Below are 14,222 nucleotides of genomic sequence, written 5' to 3' on the forward strand. Positions count from 1 at the left end.
GGCAGGGCGACCCTTAAGCTTGGCGGCATGGGCAAGCCCAACCACCTCGGCGACTACCTGCGGGCCCGGCGCGGGCAGGTCACACCGTCGGAGGTGGGACTGATAGCGGGCCCGCGGCGCCGAGTCGCCGGCCTGCGGCGCGACGAATTGGCCCTGCTGGCCGGCATCAGCAGCGAGTACCTGCAACGCCTGGAGCAGGGCCGCGACAGACACCCCTCCACCGAAGTCCTCGACTCGATCGCCCGGGCGCTGCGCATGGACGCCAAAGCGACTGCCTACCTGCACCAGCTCGCTCATCAGACTTCCCATCCGCACCGCCAGCCGGACGCCAAGGATGTTTCTACAGCGATCACAGAACTCATCGATCAGTTCCCCATGCCGGCCATCGTCGTCAATCGCTATCAAGACGTGCTGGCCGCGAACCCGATCGCCCGCGCGTTGTCGCCGGGATTTCAAGTGGGACAAAACCTCTCGCGTTGGCGCTTCCTTGATCCTGCGGCCAAGCACGTGTACGCCGACTGGGACGAAGCCACCGCGCTGGCCGTCGGCGGCCTAAGGGAACTCTCCGCCGACGATCCCGGCGACCCTCGGCTGCGCGCACTCATTAGCGAGTTATCGAGTAGCAGTGAACGATTCAAGCAGCTCTGGGAACGGGCCGATGTGGGATACACCAAAGGGATCACCCGCATGCGCCATCCAGACGTCGGCGATCTATGCCTGTCCCGCACCAAACTTGACCTCCCCCACTCCGGCGGCCAACACATCCTGACCTACCACGCACCACCTGATAGCGCATCGACGCTCGCACTCGACCAGCTCCGAGCATCGTTGCCACGCACTCCGGTGCCTGACGACTGAGAAACGTTGTCCCTTCACCGCCGAACACTGTGATCGGGTAACGCTCGGTGACCAAGTGGGCGCTCGGTCGACCAGCGCACTTCACTGCAGAATGTGCAGGCCCCACTTACCGAGCAGTGGATCCACGGGCACGAAGTATGTCGTGTAATCGTCACCCGGTGGCGAAGACATCAACAGGCCGACCGCACTCACGGTGCCGTCTGGGTTTTTCACGAATCCAGGACTGCCACTGTCGCCCGACAGGCTGTACACGCTGGCTTCGACCACACCACCGTCTGTGCTTTTGACTTCGCCACAGGTCTCACCCGTGACCGCACCGACCTTGCAGAACGGCATGCCGACCTTGACCTGGGACAGGCTCAACACATCCCGGACCGAATACTGGCCGCCGACGTTACCGACTGGCGCACCGACGCTGGGGTCGAGGAGGATGATCGCGGCGTCCTTCTTGTCGCCTTCTTCCTCGCTGGCGGAGATCTTCCCGAGCGGGACGCCATCCCCGTAAGTCCATACCGAGCCGTCGTGCTTGTCGCAGTGCCCGCTGGTCATGAGATAGTAGCTGCCGTCGTTGCTCTGGGCGGCGAAACCCGCTGTGCAGTTGCTGCTTTCATCCGCGACCTGGATGCCCGGCTGCACGGCCTCGGCTGCCCGCGCGGTGCTCGAAAGCATCGTCGCGGCCAGCACCGTAGCGCCGACCAGCCCCAGCCCCCGCAACCAACCCATCATCATCCCGTTCTCCATCTCCGACTAGAGTTTGCAGATCAGTGCGGTAGCGCGCACGTCCTCGCCAACACAAAACCAGATGTGCACTAGGTTATTTCGGCATTCGGAGCGAATCGTTATCGATTCGTCGAGTTTGATCGGCTTACGGTATTCCACGACCGCGCGGTAGGGCGGTTCCGAAAGCTGGGCAAGATCGGGAGCATGCGCAAGCACCTCGTGCACCCCCTGCCAGTACACGGTGTTGTTGACGTGTTCGAAGTGATCGCCATCGGTGTGCCGCAACGCGAACGGCGTAGCCGTCGCTGCGGCCTCGAGGGGACGGGTGAGCCAAGGACGCCACTTGAGGCGATGGTTTTCCGTCGTGGTCGCCAGACGGTTGAAGAACCCCTCGGCCATGCGCGAGGGCGTCAACGTGTCCTTGTTCATGTTGATCCAGAACCCCTCGGTCTCGATGCGGCCACCGGTGGATCCGTCGAGTCGCACGCGCATGCTGCACCATCGCGACGAGATTCCCGAGCACCAGCGCCGGAACGTAATGTCATTCGGCCAGTCGAGCGGCTCGATGACATCGATGACCGTGCGCTGAACGATCCAATGTGGATGAATTTCGGCGTACTCAGCGTCGACCAGGTGCTCGGCACCGACCTCTTGGATATAGCGCGCGATCCCGTCGAGGCGGACGCGTCGCTGGTCGTCGATGTCGCTGGTGAACAGCTTCCAGCCGGTACGGAATACGTAGCCGCTGTCGGGCAGATCGCTCAGCGGTTCACTCACGTCAAGGCGCCTCCCTTGGTACGCATCCTGCCGGTGGGCACGCGCTCGTATGGTAACGGGGGACCGGACGCGGCCGGAGCGGAGGCGAATGATCAAAACGGACTACGTGATCGTCGGCGCGGGCGCCATGGGTATGGCCTTCGCTGACACCGTGGTGTCCGAAAGCGACGCCCACCTGGTGATCGTCGACCGGGGTCACCAGCCAGGTGGGCATTGGACGCGGGCCTATCCGTTCGTGCGTCTGCACCAGCCGTCGGCGTTCTACGGCGTCAACTCGCGCAAGCTCGAAACCGGCGCCATCGACCGGGTGGGGTGGAACAAGGGACTGCACGAGTTGGCAACCGGCGGCGATGTTTGTGCGTACTTCGACCGCGTCATGCAGCAGGAACTCCTGCCGACCGGGCGCGTGTCGTACTTCCCGATGAGTGAGTACCTGGGTGCCGGCCGGATACGAAATCTCGCCGGGACGCAGTTCTCCGTCGACGTGCGGCGGCGCGTTGTCGATGCGACGTATTTGCAGACGTTGGTTCCGTCGATGCGCCCGCCGCCGTACCACGTTGCCGACGGTGTGGAGTGCGTACCACCCAACGCGCCGCCCCAGGCCGCGCCCGGCCACCAGCGCTTCATCATCGTCGGGGCGGGCAAGACCGGCATCGACGTCTGTCTTTGGCTGTTGCGCAACGGAATTGAGGCTGAGCACCTCACCTGGGTCATGCCCCGCGACGCATGGCTTCTCGATCGTGCCAACGTGCAACCGGGAGCGGAGTTTGCAGACCGCTTCAAAGCCAATTTCGCGGCGCGGCTGGACTCCATCACCGCGGCCACCTCGCTCGACGACCTGTTCGCCCGGCTGGAAGCCAGCGGCGTTCTGTTGAGAATTGATCCGAACGTCCGGCCCACGATGTACCGGTGCGCCACCGTGTCGCGTCCAGAGTTGGATCAATTGCGCCGCATCGAGCGGATCGTCCGGATGGGCCACGTGCAGCGGATCGAACCCGGCACGATGGTGCTCGCGGGCGGCACTCTCGGCGTCAGCGGGCCGGCCCTCTACATCGACTGCAGTGCGGATGGCCTTGAAAGACGCTCCGGCGTGCCGGTATTCGATGGCGACCGCATCGCCTTGCAGAGTGTGCGCGGTTTGTCAGCAGGTGTTCAGCGCCGGGCTCATCGCTCACGTGGAGGTCAGCTACGACGACGATTCGACCAGGAATTCGCTGTGCGTACCGGTGCCCCACCCGAACACCGACCTGCATTGGCTCGACATGACACTGGCCGAGCAGCGCAACGAAATCAGCTGGATCGAGCGGCCCGAATTGATGGATTGGTTGGCGACGTCGCGACTCAACCTGATGCGTGGCCTGTACGCCCCAATGCTCGAGCGGCAGCGCGCGCGAGAACGGCTGCTCGGGATCGTCAAATCTTCGCTGCGCAAAGCCAACGACAAGCTCGAAGAACTGATCGACGCGTCCGGAATACGACCCTTGTAATCTTGCGGGGTCGAGGCCTGGGGAATCACCGAATGCGCGCAGGTGACCCGGCCCGGCCACCGCACGCACAGATCGGGTAACAGTTGCTCGAAGACAGGCGTGTCCCTGAAACAGTTTCGGTGTTGTGCCTGAGGTACGGGTATCGCGGTTTCTCGTTCGGTCTCTGTAATCCCTTGGTTCACTTCGGTTTCAATAGTCACACGGGGGGGCATTCTTGTCAGTGGGCGCTCGTAAAATTTGAGGCATGGGTTCGAGTACGCGTGAAGAGATCGTCGAGGTCTTCAACGCGTTCGATAGCGACGTAGACCGCTTGTGCGACTTGTCATTTGACGTGTTCACCACCCCGGAACGGTTGCGGGCGTTGGAGCGCCTGGAACGGGCGGCGCGTCGCCTGCGGGCACCCCAGCACGCGTTGATCAACCAACTCGCCGAACAGGCCGGCGCAGAAGAGCTCGGCGGCACGTTGCGCGGCGCGTTGGCCGACCGGCTGCATATCAGTCCCGCCGAGGCCAGCCAGCGTATCGCCACGGCCGAAGATCTCGGTGAACGCCGCGCGCTGACCGGGCAACCGTTAGCGCCCCAACTCGGTGCCACCGCAGCAGCCCAGCGCGACGGACTGATCGGCGACGGGCACGTGAGGGTGATCCGCAGCTTCTTCAAGCAACTGCCCGCCGAGGTGGACCCCGGCACCCGCCAGGCCGCCGAAGCCGATCTGGCCGGCAAGGCCCGCGGGCACCGCCCCGACCAACTGGCCGATTTCGCACAGCTGCTGATGTGCTTTCTCAACCCCGACGGCAACTACACCGAACAGGACGTGGCCCGGCGGCGCGGAATCACCCTGGGCAAGCAGGAATTCGATGGCATGTCCCGCATCAGCGGCCTGATCACCCCGCAGCTGCGCGCCGCGATCGAAGCCGAACTGGCCAAGCTGGCCGCGCCCGGCATGTGCAACCCCGCAGACGACACCCCCGTCTTCGACGCAGAACCCGACGACCAGACCCGCCGCCGCGACACCCGAAGCCAGGCCCAACGCAATCACGACGCTTTCCTCGCCGGCTTCCGAGGCCTGCTCGCCTCCGGCGACCTCGGGCAGCACAACGGCCTACCGACCACCATCATCGTCACCACCACGCTCAACGAGCTAGAAGCCGCCGCCGGCCGCGCCCTGACCGCCGGGGGCAGCGTGCTGCCCATGTCCGACGTCATCCGCATGACCGGCGACGCACACCACTACCTGGCCATCTTTGACGGCACCAAGCCTCTGGCCCTCTACCACACCAAACGCCTGGCCTCCCCCGCACAACGCATCATGCTGCTGGCCAAAGATCGCGGATGTACCAAACCCGGCTGCGATGCGCCCGGCTACTGGACCCAGGTCCACCACGTCAACGGCTGGGCAGCCACCCGCCGCACCGACATCAACCAACTCACCCTGGCCTGCGGACCCCACAACCGACTCATCGAAGACAGCGGCTGGACCACCCGCACCAACGCCCGAGACGAAACCGAATGGATCCCCCCACCACACCTGGATCACGGCCAACCCAGAACCAACACCTTCCACCACCCCGAGAAACTACTAACGCCCGACGACGACGAACCCGTTTGACGCCAGGAAAACGCGCCTGCTCGACATGTGCCGCGCGCCCCCTCCCATCCAGCCCAGCTGTTGCGACGTCGCGGCATCGTAAGACATGCGCTAACGGCGTCCGGCGCGTTCGTTGTGCCTGACTTGGTTGAAGGGCAGGCCGCGATCTGCGGCGTACTCGCGTGGGAAACCCAGCACCCGTTCGCCGATGACGTTGCGTGCCATCTCGTTGCTGCCGCCGCCCAGCGCGACGGTCTGGCGAGAAAGGTAGCGCTCCCCCACCTTGAGTAGGTCGTGATCGTCGTCCACCACGCCGCTACCGCCCGTGATGTCCATGGCCGTGTCCACTTCCAGGAAGGTGACATCCGAGTGAAACAGCCGAATGATCGACCCGGCCGCCGGAGGTAATGACCCATCACGGACAGCGCGGGACACGTGGTCGACCAGTCGGTCGCGCACCATCCGGCGGGCCAACACCCTTCCCACCTTGTCCTGGGTAGCCTCGTTGTCGGCCTGGCCGGCGGCCTCGGCAAGCGCGAAGAAGTCGGTCAGCACAGTCTGGGAGGCTTCGTGGCCGCGGCCACTGGCGAATTCCGATCCGTGTCCGACCGCGCGCTGCTCGTGATACAGCAACCGCGACGCGACTTCCCAGCCCTTGTTGACCTCGCCGACGACGGCGTCGTCACCCACACGCAGGCCGTCGAAGAATTCCTCGCAGAACTCCGTCGACCCGTCGACTTGCTGAATGCGGCGCAGGGTGACGCCGGGCGCGTGGATGGGAACCAGGAACATCGTCAGGCCGTCATGCTTGGGCACCGTCCAGTCGGTGCGAGCCAGCAGCAGGCCGTAGTCGGCTGCGAATGCGCTGGTGCTCCAGGTCTTGGCGCCGTTGATGACCCACGCGTCCCCGTCGCGGTCGGCGCGGGTGATCAGCCCGGCGAGGTCGGAGCCGCCGCTGGGTTCGGAGAGCAGCTGGACCAGCACCTCTTCACCGCGCAGCGCCGCCGGAATGTGTTGGCGCTTCTGCTCTTCGCTGCCGGTATCGAGCAGGCTCGCGCAGCAGATGGTGAAGGTGGGCGTGTTGAGGATCAACGGCATCTCGTATCCGACGGTCTTGGCGTCGAACGCCTTTTGGTAGGCGACGCCCAAGCCGAGACCACCGTATTCGCGAGGGAAGCAGATTCCGGCGAATCCGCCTGAGTACAGACGCTTTTGCAATTCACGGACGCGCTGCCAGGCGGCGTCATCGCCGCGGGCAGCGAGTGGCGGTTTGGCGGGATCGAGCCGCGGCATGTTCTCGGCAAGCCACGTCCGGCCTCGCGTCGCAAAGGCCTCCACAGATTCGGTCATGCCGCCGACTCCGCGTTGCGCAGTCCCGCATAGATGGCCCGATGATGCTCGGCGGGCGTGCCGAACATGGAGCGGTACAACATGATCCGCCGCAGGAACAGGTGCAGGTCGTGTTCCCAGGTGACACCGATGCCGCCATGAAGTTGCACGCAGTCCTGAGCGATCGTGCCGGCATGCTCGCCGAGGTAGGACTTGGCGGCGCTGACGGTGAGCGCCGCCTCGGGGCTACGGGCGCCAACGTCTTCGACCGCACCGTCGGTGATCGCCCGGCTGGCTTCCAGCCACATTTTCATATCCGCGAAGCGGTGTTTGAGCGCCTGGTAGGACGCCAGGGGGCGGCCAAAACTGTGTCGGTCCAGCGCCCATCGGATCGTGATACCCAAGACGGTGTCTAGAATCCCGACGAGTTCGGCGCACTGCAGCACCACCGCGATCTGCGCCTGGCGATCGATCAGTGCGCGCGCCTGCGCTATCGACCCGACTTCCGCGGCCGTGTCGACGCGCACGCCATCGAAAGTCACTCGCGCGTAACGCTTTACAAGGTCCAAGGACCGCTGCGGCGTTACGCTGACTCCGGGAGCGTCGGTGGGTATCAGGAACTGGCGCGGCCCCTCCTCGCTGCGCGCCACCACCAGCAACAGCGCGGACTCGGCGCCCGCCTCCACCCGGTGCTTGACACCGTCGATGCGGTAGCCGGAGCCGGTGGGCGTGGCGGTGACGTTCGGCTGCTGCGGAGCGAAAGGCCGGTCGGGTTCATCGACTGCCCAGGCGGCCACCGTCGCGCCCGCCATCAGGGATTCGATCACCGCGGCGTGCTCATCGCGGTTGTCAGCGTCGGCCAGGCCCGCCAACACGATGCTGACCGGGTGTAACGGTCCGGGAGCGACGGTATGTCCGAGGTTTTCAGCGATCAACGCCAGGTCCTTGACGCCGTCGCCGGACACGCTGCCACCGCCGAGTTCCTCGGGCACCAGCAGGCTGGTCCAACCGAGTTCGGCCGCGCGGGCCCACCACTCGGGGTCGAACGAAACGTCCTGGCCGTGTAATGCGCGCACCTGATCGAGCGATGCATGCTTGTCCAGAAAGGCGCGCGCGGTGGAGACGAACAACGCCGTCTCGGGCCTGGTGGCATCAGTGGCATCAGCCATCTGGGTGTTCGTCCTCGATTCCGAAAGTGTTCACTGCCATGGCCAGTGAGCAATAGCAGCCTACGGTGAACACTAGATCCATGCGCTGCCGGTCATCGAAGTGCCTGCCGAGCTCGGCCCACGTTGGATCGGAAATGGTGCTGTGTTCGTCCAGTTCGTCGACCGCACGCACTACCAGGCGGTCCTGGTCGTTGACGACCGTGCCGTCCGAATCGCGTCGATTTCCGAGGCGGTCAGCCCCGCCCGCTGCGCGATGGGGACGTGGTGCGACCACAGATAGGCGCAGTCGCGCCGGTGGACGATCCGCAACACCGCGATCTCCCGAGCCCGCGCGGACAAGTTGGAGTCGATGAGCAGGTATGCGTTGAACTTCAGATAGGCGCGGGTCAAGTCCGGGTGGCGCACCATGGTCGCCAAGACATTGCCGGCGTCGCGAGCATTGGCGCGCTCGGGCGGCAGCAGGGCGGTTACCGCGGCGCGTGCCCGATCGTCCCATTCCTCGTCAGGCAGTGGCGCCAGCCGCAACGGGTGTTGTGCAACTGACTTTGGCATGTGTTGCTCCTCGGGTTTACGAGATCACTCGATCGGTTGGTCGCCGAGCACGGTGGTGCGCAGCATCTCCCGCGGCGAGTCCGGGTCATACGGGGCGGCGCGGTGCAGCACGCCCTGGTTGTCCCAGATGACGGTGTCTCCGACCGACCAGCTGTGCCGGTAAACCTTGTCGGGACCTGTTGCACGGTTAAGCAATTCGGCCAACAACGCGCGTCCCTCATCGAGGTCCATGCCGACGATGTAGTCGGCGGAGGCGCCCAGGACAAGCGATTTGCGGCCGCTACGGTGCGTCCATACCAGCGGATGTTCATGAGTGCGCCGTTGCCGCCAGCGCTGTACCTGCTCCGGTGTGGGGTTGGGGGTGATGCGGCGCTGTGAGGCTTCCAGGGAATGCACCACGCGCAAGGAGCCGAATCGTCGCTTCTCCTCGTCGGTCAAGTCTTCATAAGCCGCATAGGAGTTCGCGAACTCGGTCTCACCGCCGCGTTCGGCGACCGCAACCGCCGACAGCAGGGTGGCTTTCTGCGGGCACTCCTCGCTGAGGGGGGTACATCCGTCGATGTGCCAGTCGAACGTGGCCCGCAGATAGGCGGCCGAGGAGTTCTTCGAAGTGTCCAGTGTGATCGGGTAAATACCCGCCACTGGATGGTGGCCGTCCGAGGAGTAGTCGACCTCGCCGAGCCGGCGGCAGAACTCCACTTGCGCTTGGGGATCCAATCCCAGTCCGCGAAAGACCAATACACCGTTGTCTTCCAGCGCCTCCATCACTGCCTCGCCGAGCAGGTCATCGGAAGTCAGCCGGTCTGCGTCGACGCCGAGGACCTCGGCGCCGACCGACGAGGTGAGCTTGTTGATGGCGAGCAGACTCATGCTCTGTCCCTTCTCAGTCTGATACGGCGGCCGGTCACGGCACTGGTTCGCCGACGCGGTCGAGGACGGCGTCGGCGGAGTCGGTGGGTTTGGGCTGGCCGAAGATTTCGACCGCCATCGCGACCATCACCAGCGAGTAAATGAGGTGCAGCAGGTTCAGCGCGTCCTCGGGCAGCTCATCCAGGGAGAACTTGTCGCAGTACTCGATGGCCTCCTCCAGGCGCGGGAAGAAGGCGTGGTAGAACTCCCGCATCTCAACCATGCTGCTGGCCAGCCGCTGGTTCCACCGCTCGGCTTCGGTTGGCAGACACCAGGTTTGCGCAAACCCCTCGAGCTCTGCGAACGCACTCGGCAACAGGGTCTCAGCCATCGCTCACACCCCCACCGGTTGGGTTTCGCGCTGATATGCCTCCACCCAATCCACGACCTCTTTGTGGAGATGGCGCACCAGGATCTCCTGGTCGTTGAGGGGAAACTCGTCGACGATGCCGGTTTCCAGGGCCGCCTGAGTGCCCCCGAGCATGCCGGCGTCCTGCAGGGCGAACTCCTTGAGCACCACCGAAGCCACTTCGTGCGCGATGCGTTCCCGCACAGTGCGGGCCGGGTGGAACGCGGTGTAGGCCTCGAATTTGTGGGTGTTGTGCGACGTCGGCCAATACCGGTACAGCAGATACCAGCCGCCGTAGATGAGGATTTCCAGGTTGGGGAAGATCTGAAAGTTGCTGATACCCCAGGGCTCGATGCCACCCGGGCTGAGCCCGGCGGGCAGATCGCCGATGTCGGGAGTACGCCACGGCCCGACAAGCCCACTGCGGGTGGCGCGTTCGATCGGATACATGTATTCCGGCGCCATCAGCCAGCGGCGGGTACCCGCCGTCGACACCACTCGGTGCGGTCCGTCGATCTGGAAGTGCGCGCACTCGAAGCCGGCGTTCGGGTCGCGTACCGCGGAAGGCACCTGCTGGGGATGCAACGACGGGACGTGGTAGTACTCCTGGAACGCGTCGGCGAAGATCTTCCAGTTGCTGTTGTTATGGGCCACGAAGTCGTAGCGTTCGGTGAGCTTGCCGAACGGGTAGTCGTCGAGCCCGGTGACCATCGGGCCGAGGAACTCACGCAAGTTCTGTCGCGGCCGCTCATCGAGGTTGATGAAGATGAACCCATTCCACACATCGCAGTGCACCGCGCGCAGACCGTAGTCGGCGGTGTCGAGGTCGAAGAACTCCGGCTCCTGCTGCACGAACGTCAACGCGCCGTCGAGGCTGTAGCGCCAGCCGTGGTATTTGCAGGTGAACTGCCGGCACGTCCCGCTGGTTTCCTCATGCGGAAAGTCGTTCCACACCAGCTTGTTACCGCGGTGGCGGCAGACATTGTAGAATCCCCGAATCGCCTCGTCTTTGCCCTTGACCACGATTACCGACGTGCGGGCGGCCTCGATCTCTTTGGTGAAATAGCTGCCCACGCGCGGCAGCTCCTCGACGCGGCCGACGTTGAGCCAGGCACGTTTGAAGACCGCCTCACGTTCGAGTTCGTAGAACTCCGGCGATGTCGAGTCCCGAAAGGAGATCGGGCCGGTGCCCAGTTGTGGGTAGTGCTCGGTCCAGCTGCCCTCCGCCGGCTTAGGCCATCGACCCATCAGAACCTGCCTTTCCCTGTCAGTCCCTGCCGGCCGCTCACATCACGGCCCCGCCGTTCACGCCGAGCACCTGACCGGTGATGAAGCCGGCCTCTTCCGAACACAGGAATCCCACCGCCGCGGCGATGTCATCGCCGCTGCCGAGGTGGCCCATGGGAATCCGGCGGGCCATTTCCTCATTGGACCCCAGGTGCCCCTGGGCCTGCGACTGATGCTGCATCGGCGTCTCGATGCCCGACGGGGGGATGTTGTTGACGGTGATGCCCATCGACGCGTATTCGTTGGCCAGCGATTTGGTCAGCGTGATCACCGCGCCCTTGGAGGCCGCGTAGTGCGCCATCCGCGGCGAGCCTCGTTGGGCACTCGATGACGAGATCATCACGATGCGGCCCCATTTGGCCGCGATCATGTCCGGCAGCGCCACCTGACAGCAATGGAACGTGCCGGTGAGGTTGACGTCGATGATGCGCGACCAGTCCTCGGGCGTGATCTCGGTAAACCGTCCGAAGCCGACCATCCCGGCGCTCGTCACCAGAATGCTCACCGGCCCCAACTCGCTGCGCACCTTGGCGAAGGCCTCCTCCACCGCGGGGCGGTCGGTGACGTCGGCCGCCACACCGAGCGCCTCGACCCCTTCGTTGCGAAGGTGCTCCGAAACTCGTTGCGCCGCTTCTTCGTTGACGTCCAGCACGGCAACCTTGTGGCCGCGCCGGCCCAGCTCGTGACAGGTCGCCTCCCCCATGCCGGATGCGCCGCCGGTTACCACCGCCACCCGTGTCATCGCCTGTGCCTCCTTGCTGGGTGTCCAGTCACGCTTGCCTCATTCATAGACCACCGTTACCGAATCAGTAGTAGGCAAGGACTGGCAGGTCAAGACCCAACCCTCGGCTACCTCCTCCTCGGTGAGCGCGTCGTTGTTGATCATCCGTGCGCTGCCGTCGGTCAGCCGTGCCATACATGTTCCGCACGAACCGGTTTCGCACGACGACGGCGCGTTCAGGCCCGCCAGGCGCGCCGTCTGCAGCAAGGTGTCGCCTTCCCGGTACCCCACAGTGGTGGTCCGGCGGTCCAGTTGAATCGTCACCTGCTCCGTCGTCGGGCCCCCGGTTTTCGGAGTCGTGTCGACGTCCCCACGTGCGCTCATCTGCCCCATCGAGGCGAGAGTATCAAGTACTTGTCACAAATATCAAGTACTTGACACCGGCTACGGCTCGGTGCGCTCAGTGAACAAGGTGTGGCCGGTGCCCTTTTCGACGACACGACCCAGCAGGTCGTGCAGCAGCCGCTGCTCGTCGCTCGTCAGCACACCGAAAACCCTTTCATGCGCGGCCAGCGCGTCGGTCAACACCGCCGAGGTCACCGCGCGTCCCTCATCGGTGAGGTAGGCCTGCATGATTCGCCCGTGTTGCGGATCCTGCTTGCGCTCCACCAGACCGCGCCGCTCCAGCGCGGCCAGCGCCAGCTGGGCGCCCTGTGGGCTGATCAACAGCCGTCGGGCCAGCTCGGCGCCGGACAGGCCGGGTTCGTTGGCCAGCTGACGCATCAGACCGATCTGCGCGGTCGTCACGCCGTGGGCGCTGATGGCCTCGTTAACCGTCGTCAGCGAAAAGTGAAAAGCCTGCTTGAGCAGCCACAGGATGTTGTCAGTGAGTTCCATGTTCTGCTCTCGGAGGGTTCCGGTGGATGCGGCCGTCTTTCATGACGAATCGGACGTCGAGCGTGGTCGAGATGTCTTGGGACGGGTCTCCCGGCACCGCAATGACGTCGGCGAGATACCCCGGCGCAAGACGGCCGAGCTCGTGATCGGCCTCGATCAGCTCGGCGCTGGTCACCGTCGCCGCGCGGATCGCCTGCATGGGTGTCATGCCGCGGCGCACCAGAGCGCAGAGCTCCTCGGCGTTTCGCCCGTGCGGGATCGCCGGCGCGTCGGTGCCGCACGCGATGCGCACGCCGGCGGCAATCGCCTTGGGTAACATCGCCTTTGCCCGCGGAAACACCTCGTCGGCCTTCTTGCGCAACTCGGGGGCGATCCGGTCGACGGCCATCGCCTCGGTCAGATAAGTGGTGGAGACCAGAAAGGTGCCGTGGTCGACCATCATCTGGATGGTCTCGTCGGTGGCCAAAAAGCCGTGTTCGATGCAGTCGATGCCCGCCCTGATGCAGGCCCGGATGGCGCTGTCGCCGATGGCGTGGGCGGCGACGCGGACCCCGGCGCGATGCGCCTCGTCGGCGATGGCGACGAACTCCTCGTCGGAGTACTGCTGGGCACCCGGCGCGGTGCTGTGCGACATCACCCCGCCCGAGGCCGATACCTTGATCACCTTGGCGCCGTGGCGAATTTGGTAGCGCACGCACGCGCGTACGTCGGACACCCCGTTGGCGATACCTTCGGCCACGCTCAGCGGCATGACGCCGGGCGCCATCCGCTGGAACACCGTCGGGTCGAGGTGCCCACCATAGGGTGTGACAGCGTGACCCGCGGGCACGATCCGCGGGCCGGCGTGCCACCCCTGGTCGATCGAGCGCTGCAACGCCACATCAAGTAAGTAACCACCGGTCTTGACCATCAGACCGAGGTTGCGCACCGTGGTGAAACCCGCGTCCAGCGTGGTGCGGGCGTTCACCGCGCCCCGCAGAGTTCGGTACACCGGGTCGTCTTGCACACCATGCATGGGGTTGGGCAGACCCTCCGGTCCACCGGGACCGCCGATGAGCAGATTGAGCTCCATGTCCATCAGGCCCGGCAGCAGCGTCACATCGCCCAGGTCGATCTCGGTCGCCGAATCGGGCAGTGGATCAACGGGATTCACGGCGCTGATGCGTTCGCCCTCGATTACCAGGACGGCCGGCGAGTGGACCTGGCCGGCGTCGACGTCGGCCCAGCGGTCGGCACGCAGCACGATGGTCACGGCACGGGTTCGGAGACGCAGTCCAGGGTGGACGCACCCGAGTCGGGCACCCGCGGCTGTTTCCAGCATTCCACCGGGAAGGACACCATGATCATCGAATACAGCAGGTGCATCAGGTTGGTGACGTCCTCGGGCAGGTCGTCGAGCGGGAACTTGTCACAGTAGGCGACGGCCTCCTCAGCCCGCGGCGTAATGGCGTCGTAGAAGGCCTGCATCTCGGCCATCGAGCTGTTCAGCCGCTTTTGATAGCGCTGTGGCTCGCTGTCGAGGCACCAGTCGGAAAACCGTTCCAGGTCGGCGAATTCGCTTGGCAGCTTGGCACTCACG

General features: G+C 64.9%; 13 protein-coding genes and 3 pseudogenes. 3 read left to right on the forward strand and 13 right to left on the reverse strand.

From position 1 onward, the window contains the following. Positions 1-27 precede the first annotated feature (27 nt). Positions 28-858 (forward strand): helix-turn-helix domain-containing protein, encoded by an 831-nt coding sequence (locus ACLP9N_RS13435; protein ID WP_442407869.1) that lies wholly within the window; start codon positions 28-30, stop codon positions 856-858. Positions 859-939: 81 nt separating this feature from the next. Here ACLP9N_RS13435 and ACLP9N_RS13440 read toward each other — a convergent pair whose 3' ends face one another. Together ACLP9N_RS13440 and ACLP9N_RS13445 are read right to left on the reverse strand one after the other, a co-directional pair. Continuing rightward, the gene (locus tag ACLP9N_RS13440; RefSeq protein WP_442407870.1) at positions 940-1,587 is read right to left on the reverse strand and encodes a S1 family peptidase; all 648 of its coding nucleotides are present in this window, start codon (positions 1,585-1,587) and stop codon (positions 940-942) included. Between the two features lie 18 nt (positions 1,588-1,605). Continuing rightward, positions 1,606-2,355 (reverse strand): acyl-[acyl-carrier-protein] thioesterase, encoded by a 750-nt coding sequence (locus tag ACLP9N_RS13445; RefSeq protein WP_442407871.1) that lies wholly within the window; start codon positions 2,353-2,355, stop codon positions 1,606-1,608. A 49-nt stretch (positions 2,356-2,404) separates the two neighbouring features. Between ACLP9N_RS13445 and ACLP9N_RS13450 the strand changes: the two are divergent. Next, positions 2,405-3,842, forward strand: a pseudogene (locus ACLP9N_RS13450) (NAD(P)-binding protein). A 244-nt stretch (positions 3,843-4,086) separates the two neighbouring features. After that, positions 4,087-5,451, forward strand: a complete 1,365-nt coding sequence (locus tag ACLP9N_RS13455) for an HNH endonuclease signature motif containing protein (protein ID WP_442407872.1) — start codon at positions 4,087-4,089, stop codon at positions 5,449-5,451. A 90-nt stretch (positions 5,452-5,541) separates the two neighbouring features. Here ACLP9N_RS13455 and ACLP9N_RS13460 read toward each other — a convergent pair whose 3' ends face one another. The 11 genes and pseudogenes from ACLP9N_RS13460 to ACLP9N_RS13510 all read right to left on the reverse strand — a co-directional run bounded on the left by ACLP9N_RS13460 (position 5,542) and on the right by ACLP9N_RS13510 (position 14,221). Continuing rightward, the gene (locus ACLP9N_RS13460) at positions 5,542-6,780 is read right to left on the reverse strand and encodes an acyl-CoA dehydrogenase family protein (RefSeq protein WP_442407873.1); all 1,239 of its coding nucleotides are present in this window, start codon (positions 6,778-6,780) and stop codon (positions 5,542-5,544) included. Then, positions 6,777-7,928 (reverse strand): acyl-CoA dehydrogenase family protein, encoded by a 1,152-nt coding sequence (locus tag ACLP9N_RS13465; RefSeq protein WP_442407874.1) that lies wholly within the window; start codon positions 7,926-7,928, stop codon positions 6,777-6,779. Before ACLP9N_RS13465 ends, ACLP9N_RS13460 begins: the two co-directional genes overlap by 4 nt. Further along, positions 7,921-8,480 (reverse strand): annotated as a pseudogene (locus ACLP9N_RS13470) (carboxymuconolactone decarboxylase family protein). Before ACLP9N_RS13470 ends, ACLP9N_RS13465 begins: the two are co-directional and overlap by 8 nt. A gap of 24 nt (positions 8,481-8,504) precedes the next feature. Then, positions 8,505-9,350: a TauD/TfdA dioxygenase family protein gene (locus ACLP9N_RS13475; protein WP_442407875.1), complete on the reverse strand. Its 846-nt coding sequence runs from the start codon at positions 9,348-9,350 to the stop codon at positions 8,505-8,507. Positions 9,351-9,384: 34 nt separating this feature from the next. Continuing rightward, positions 9,385-9,720: a hypothetical protein gene (locus ACLP9N_RS13480; protein WP_442407876.1), complete on the reverse strand. Its 336-nt coding sequence runs from the start codon at positions 9,718-9,720 to the stop codon at positions 9,385-9,387. Between the two features lie 3 nt (positions 9,721-9,723). Continuing rightward, positions 9,724-10,986 (reverse strand): aromatic ring-hydroxylating oxygenase subunit alpha, encoded by a 1,263-nt coding sequence (locus tag ACLP9N_RS13485; protein ID WP_442407877.1) that lies wholly within the window; start codon positions 10,984-10,986, stop codon positions 9,724-9,726. 37 nt (positions 10,987-11,023) lie between these two features. Then, positions 11,024-11,767, reverse strand: a complete 744-nt coding sequence (locus tag ACLP9N_RS13490; protein ID WP_442407878.1) for an SDR family NAD(P)-dependent oxidoreductase — start codon at positions 11,765-11,767, stop codon at positions 11,024-11,026. 39 nt (positions 11,768-11,806) lie between these two features. Further along, positions 11,807-12,079, reverse strand: a pseudogene (locus ACLP9N_RS13495) (2Fe-2S iron-sulfur cluster-binding protein); the annotation flags it as partial. A 111-nt stretch (positions 12,080-12,190) separates the two neighbouring features. Next, positions 12,191-12,643, reverse strand: coding sequence for a MarR family winged helix-turn-helix transcriptional regulator (locus ACLP9N_RS13500; RefSeq protein WP_442407879.1), 453 nt, complete (start codon positions 12,641-12,643; stop codon positions 12,191-12,193). After that, positions 12,630-13,895: an amidohydrolase family protein gene (locus ACLP9N_RS13505; RefSeq protein ID WP_442407880.1), complete on the reverse strand. Its 1,266-nt coding sequence runs from the start codon at positions 13,893-13,895 to the stop codon at positions 12,630-12,632. Before ACLP9N_RS13505 ends, ACLP9N_RS13500 begins: the two co-directional genes overlap by 14 nt. Next, complete coding sequence (locus tag ACLP9N_RS13510) at positions 13,892-14,221, reverse strand: hypothetical protein (protein ID WP_442407881.1); 330 nt, start codon at positions 14,219-14,221, stop codon at positions 13,892-13,894. The genes ACLP9N_RS13505 and ACLP9N_RS13510 overlap by 4 nt, the downstream gene beginning before the upstream one ends. Between the last annotated feature and the right edge of the window lies 1 nt (position 14,222).

Origin of the sequence: Mycobacterium sp., from assembly GCF_052144515.1 — a bacterium.
GTDB lineage: Bacteria > Actinomycetota > Actinomycetes > Mycobacteriales > Mycobacteriaceae > Mycobacterium.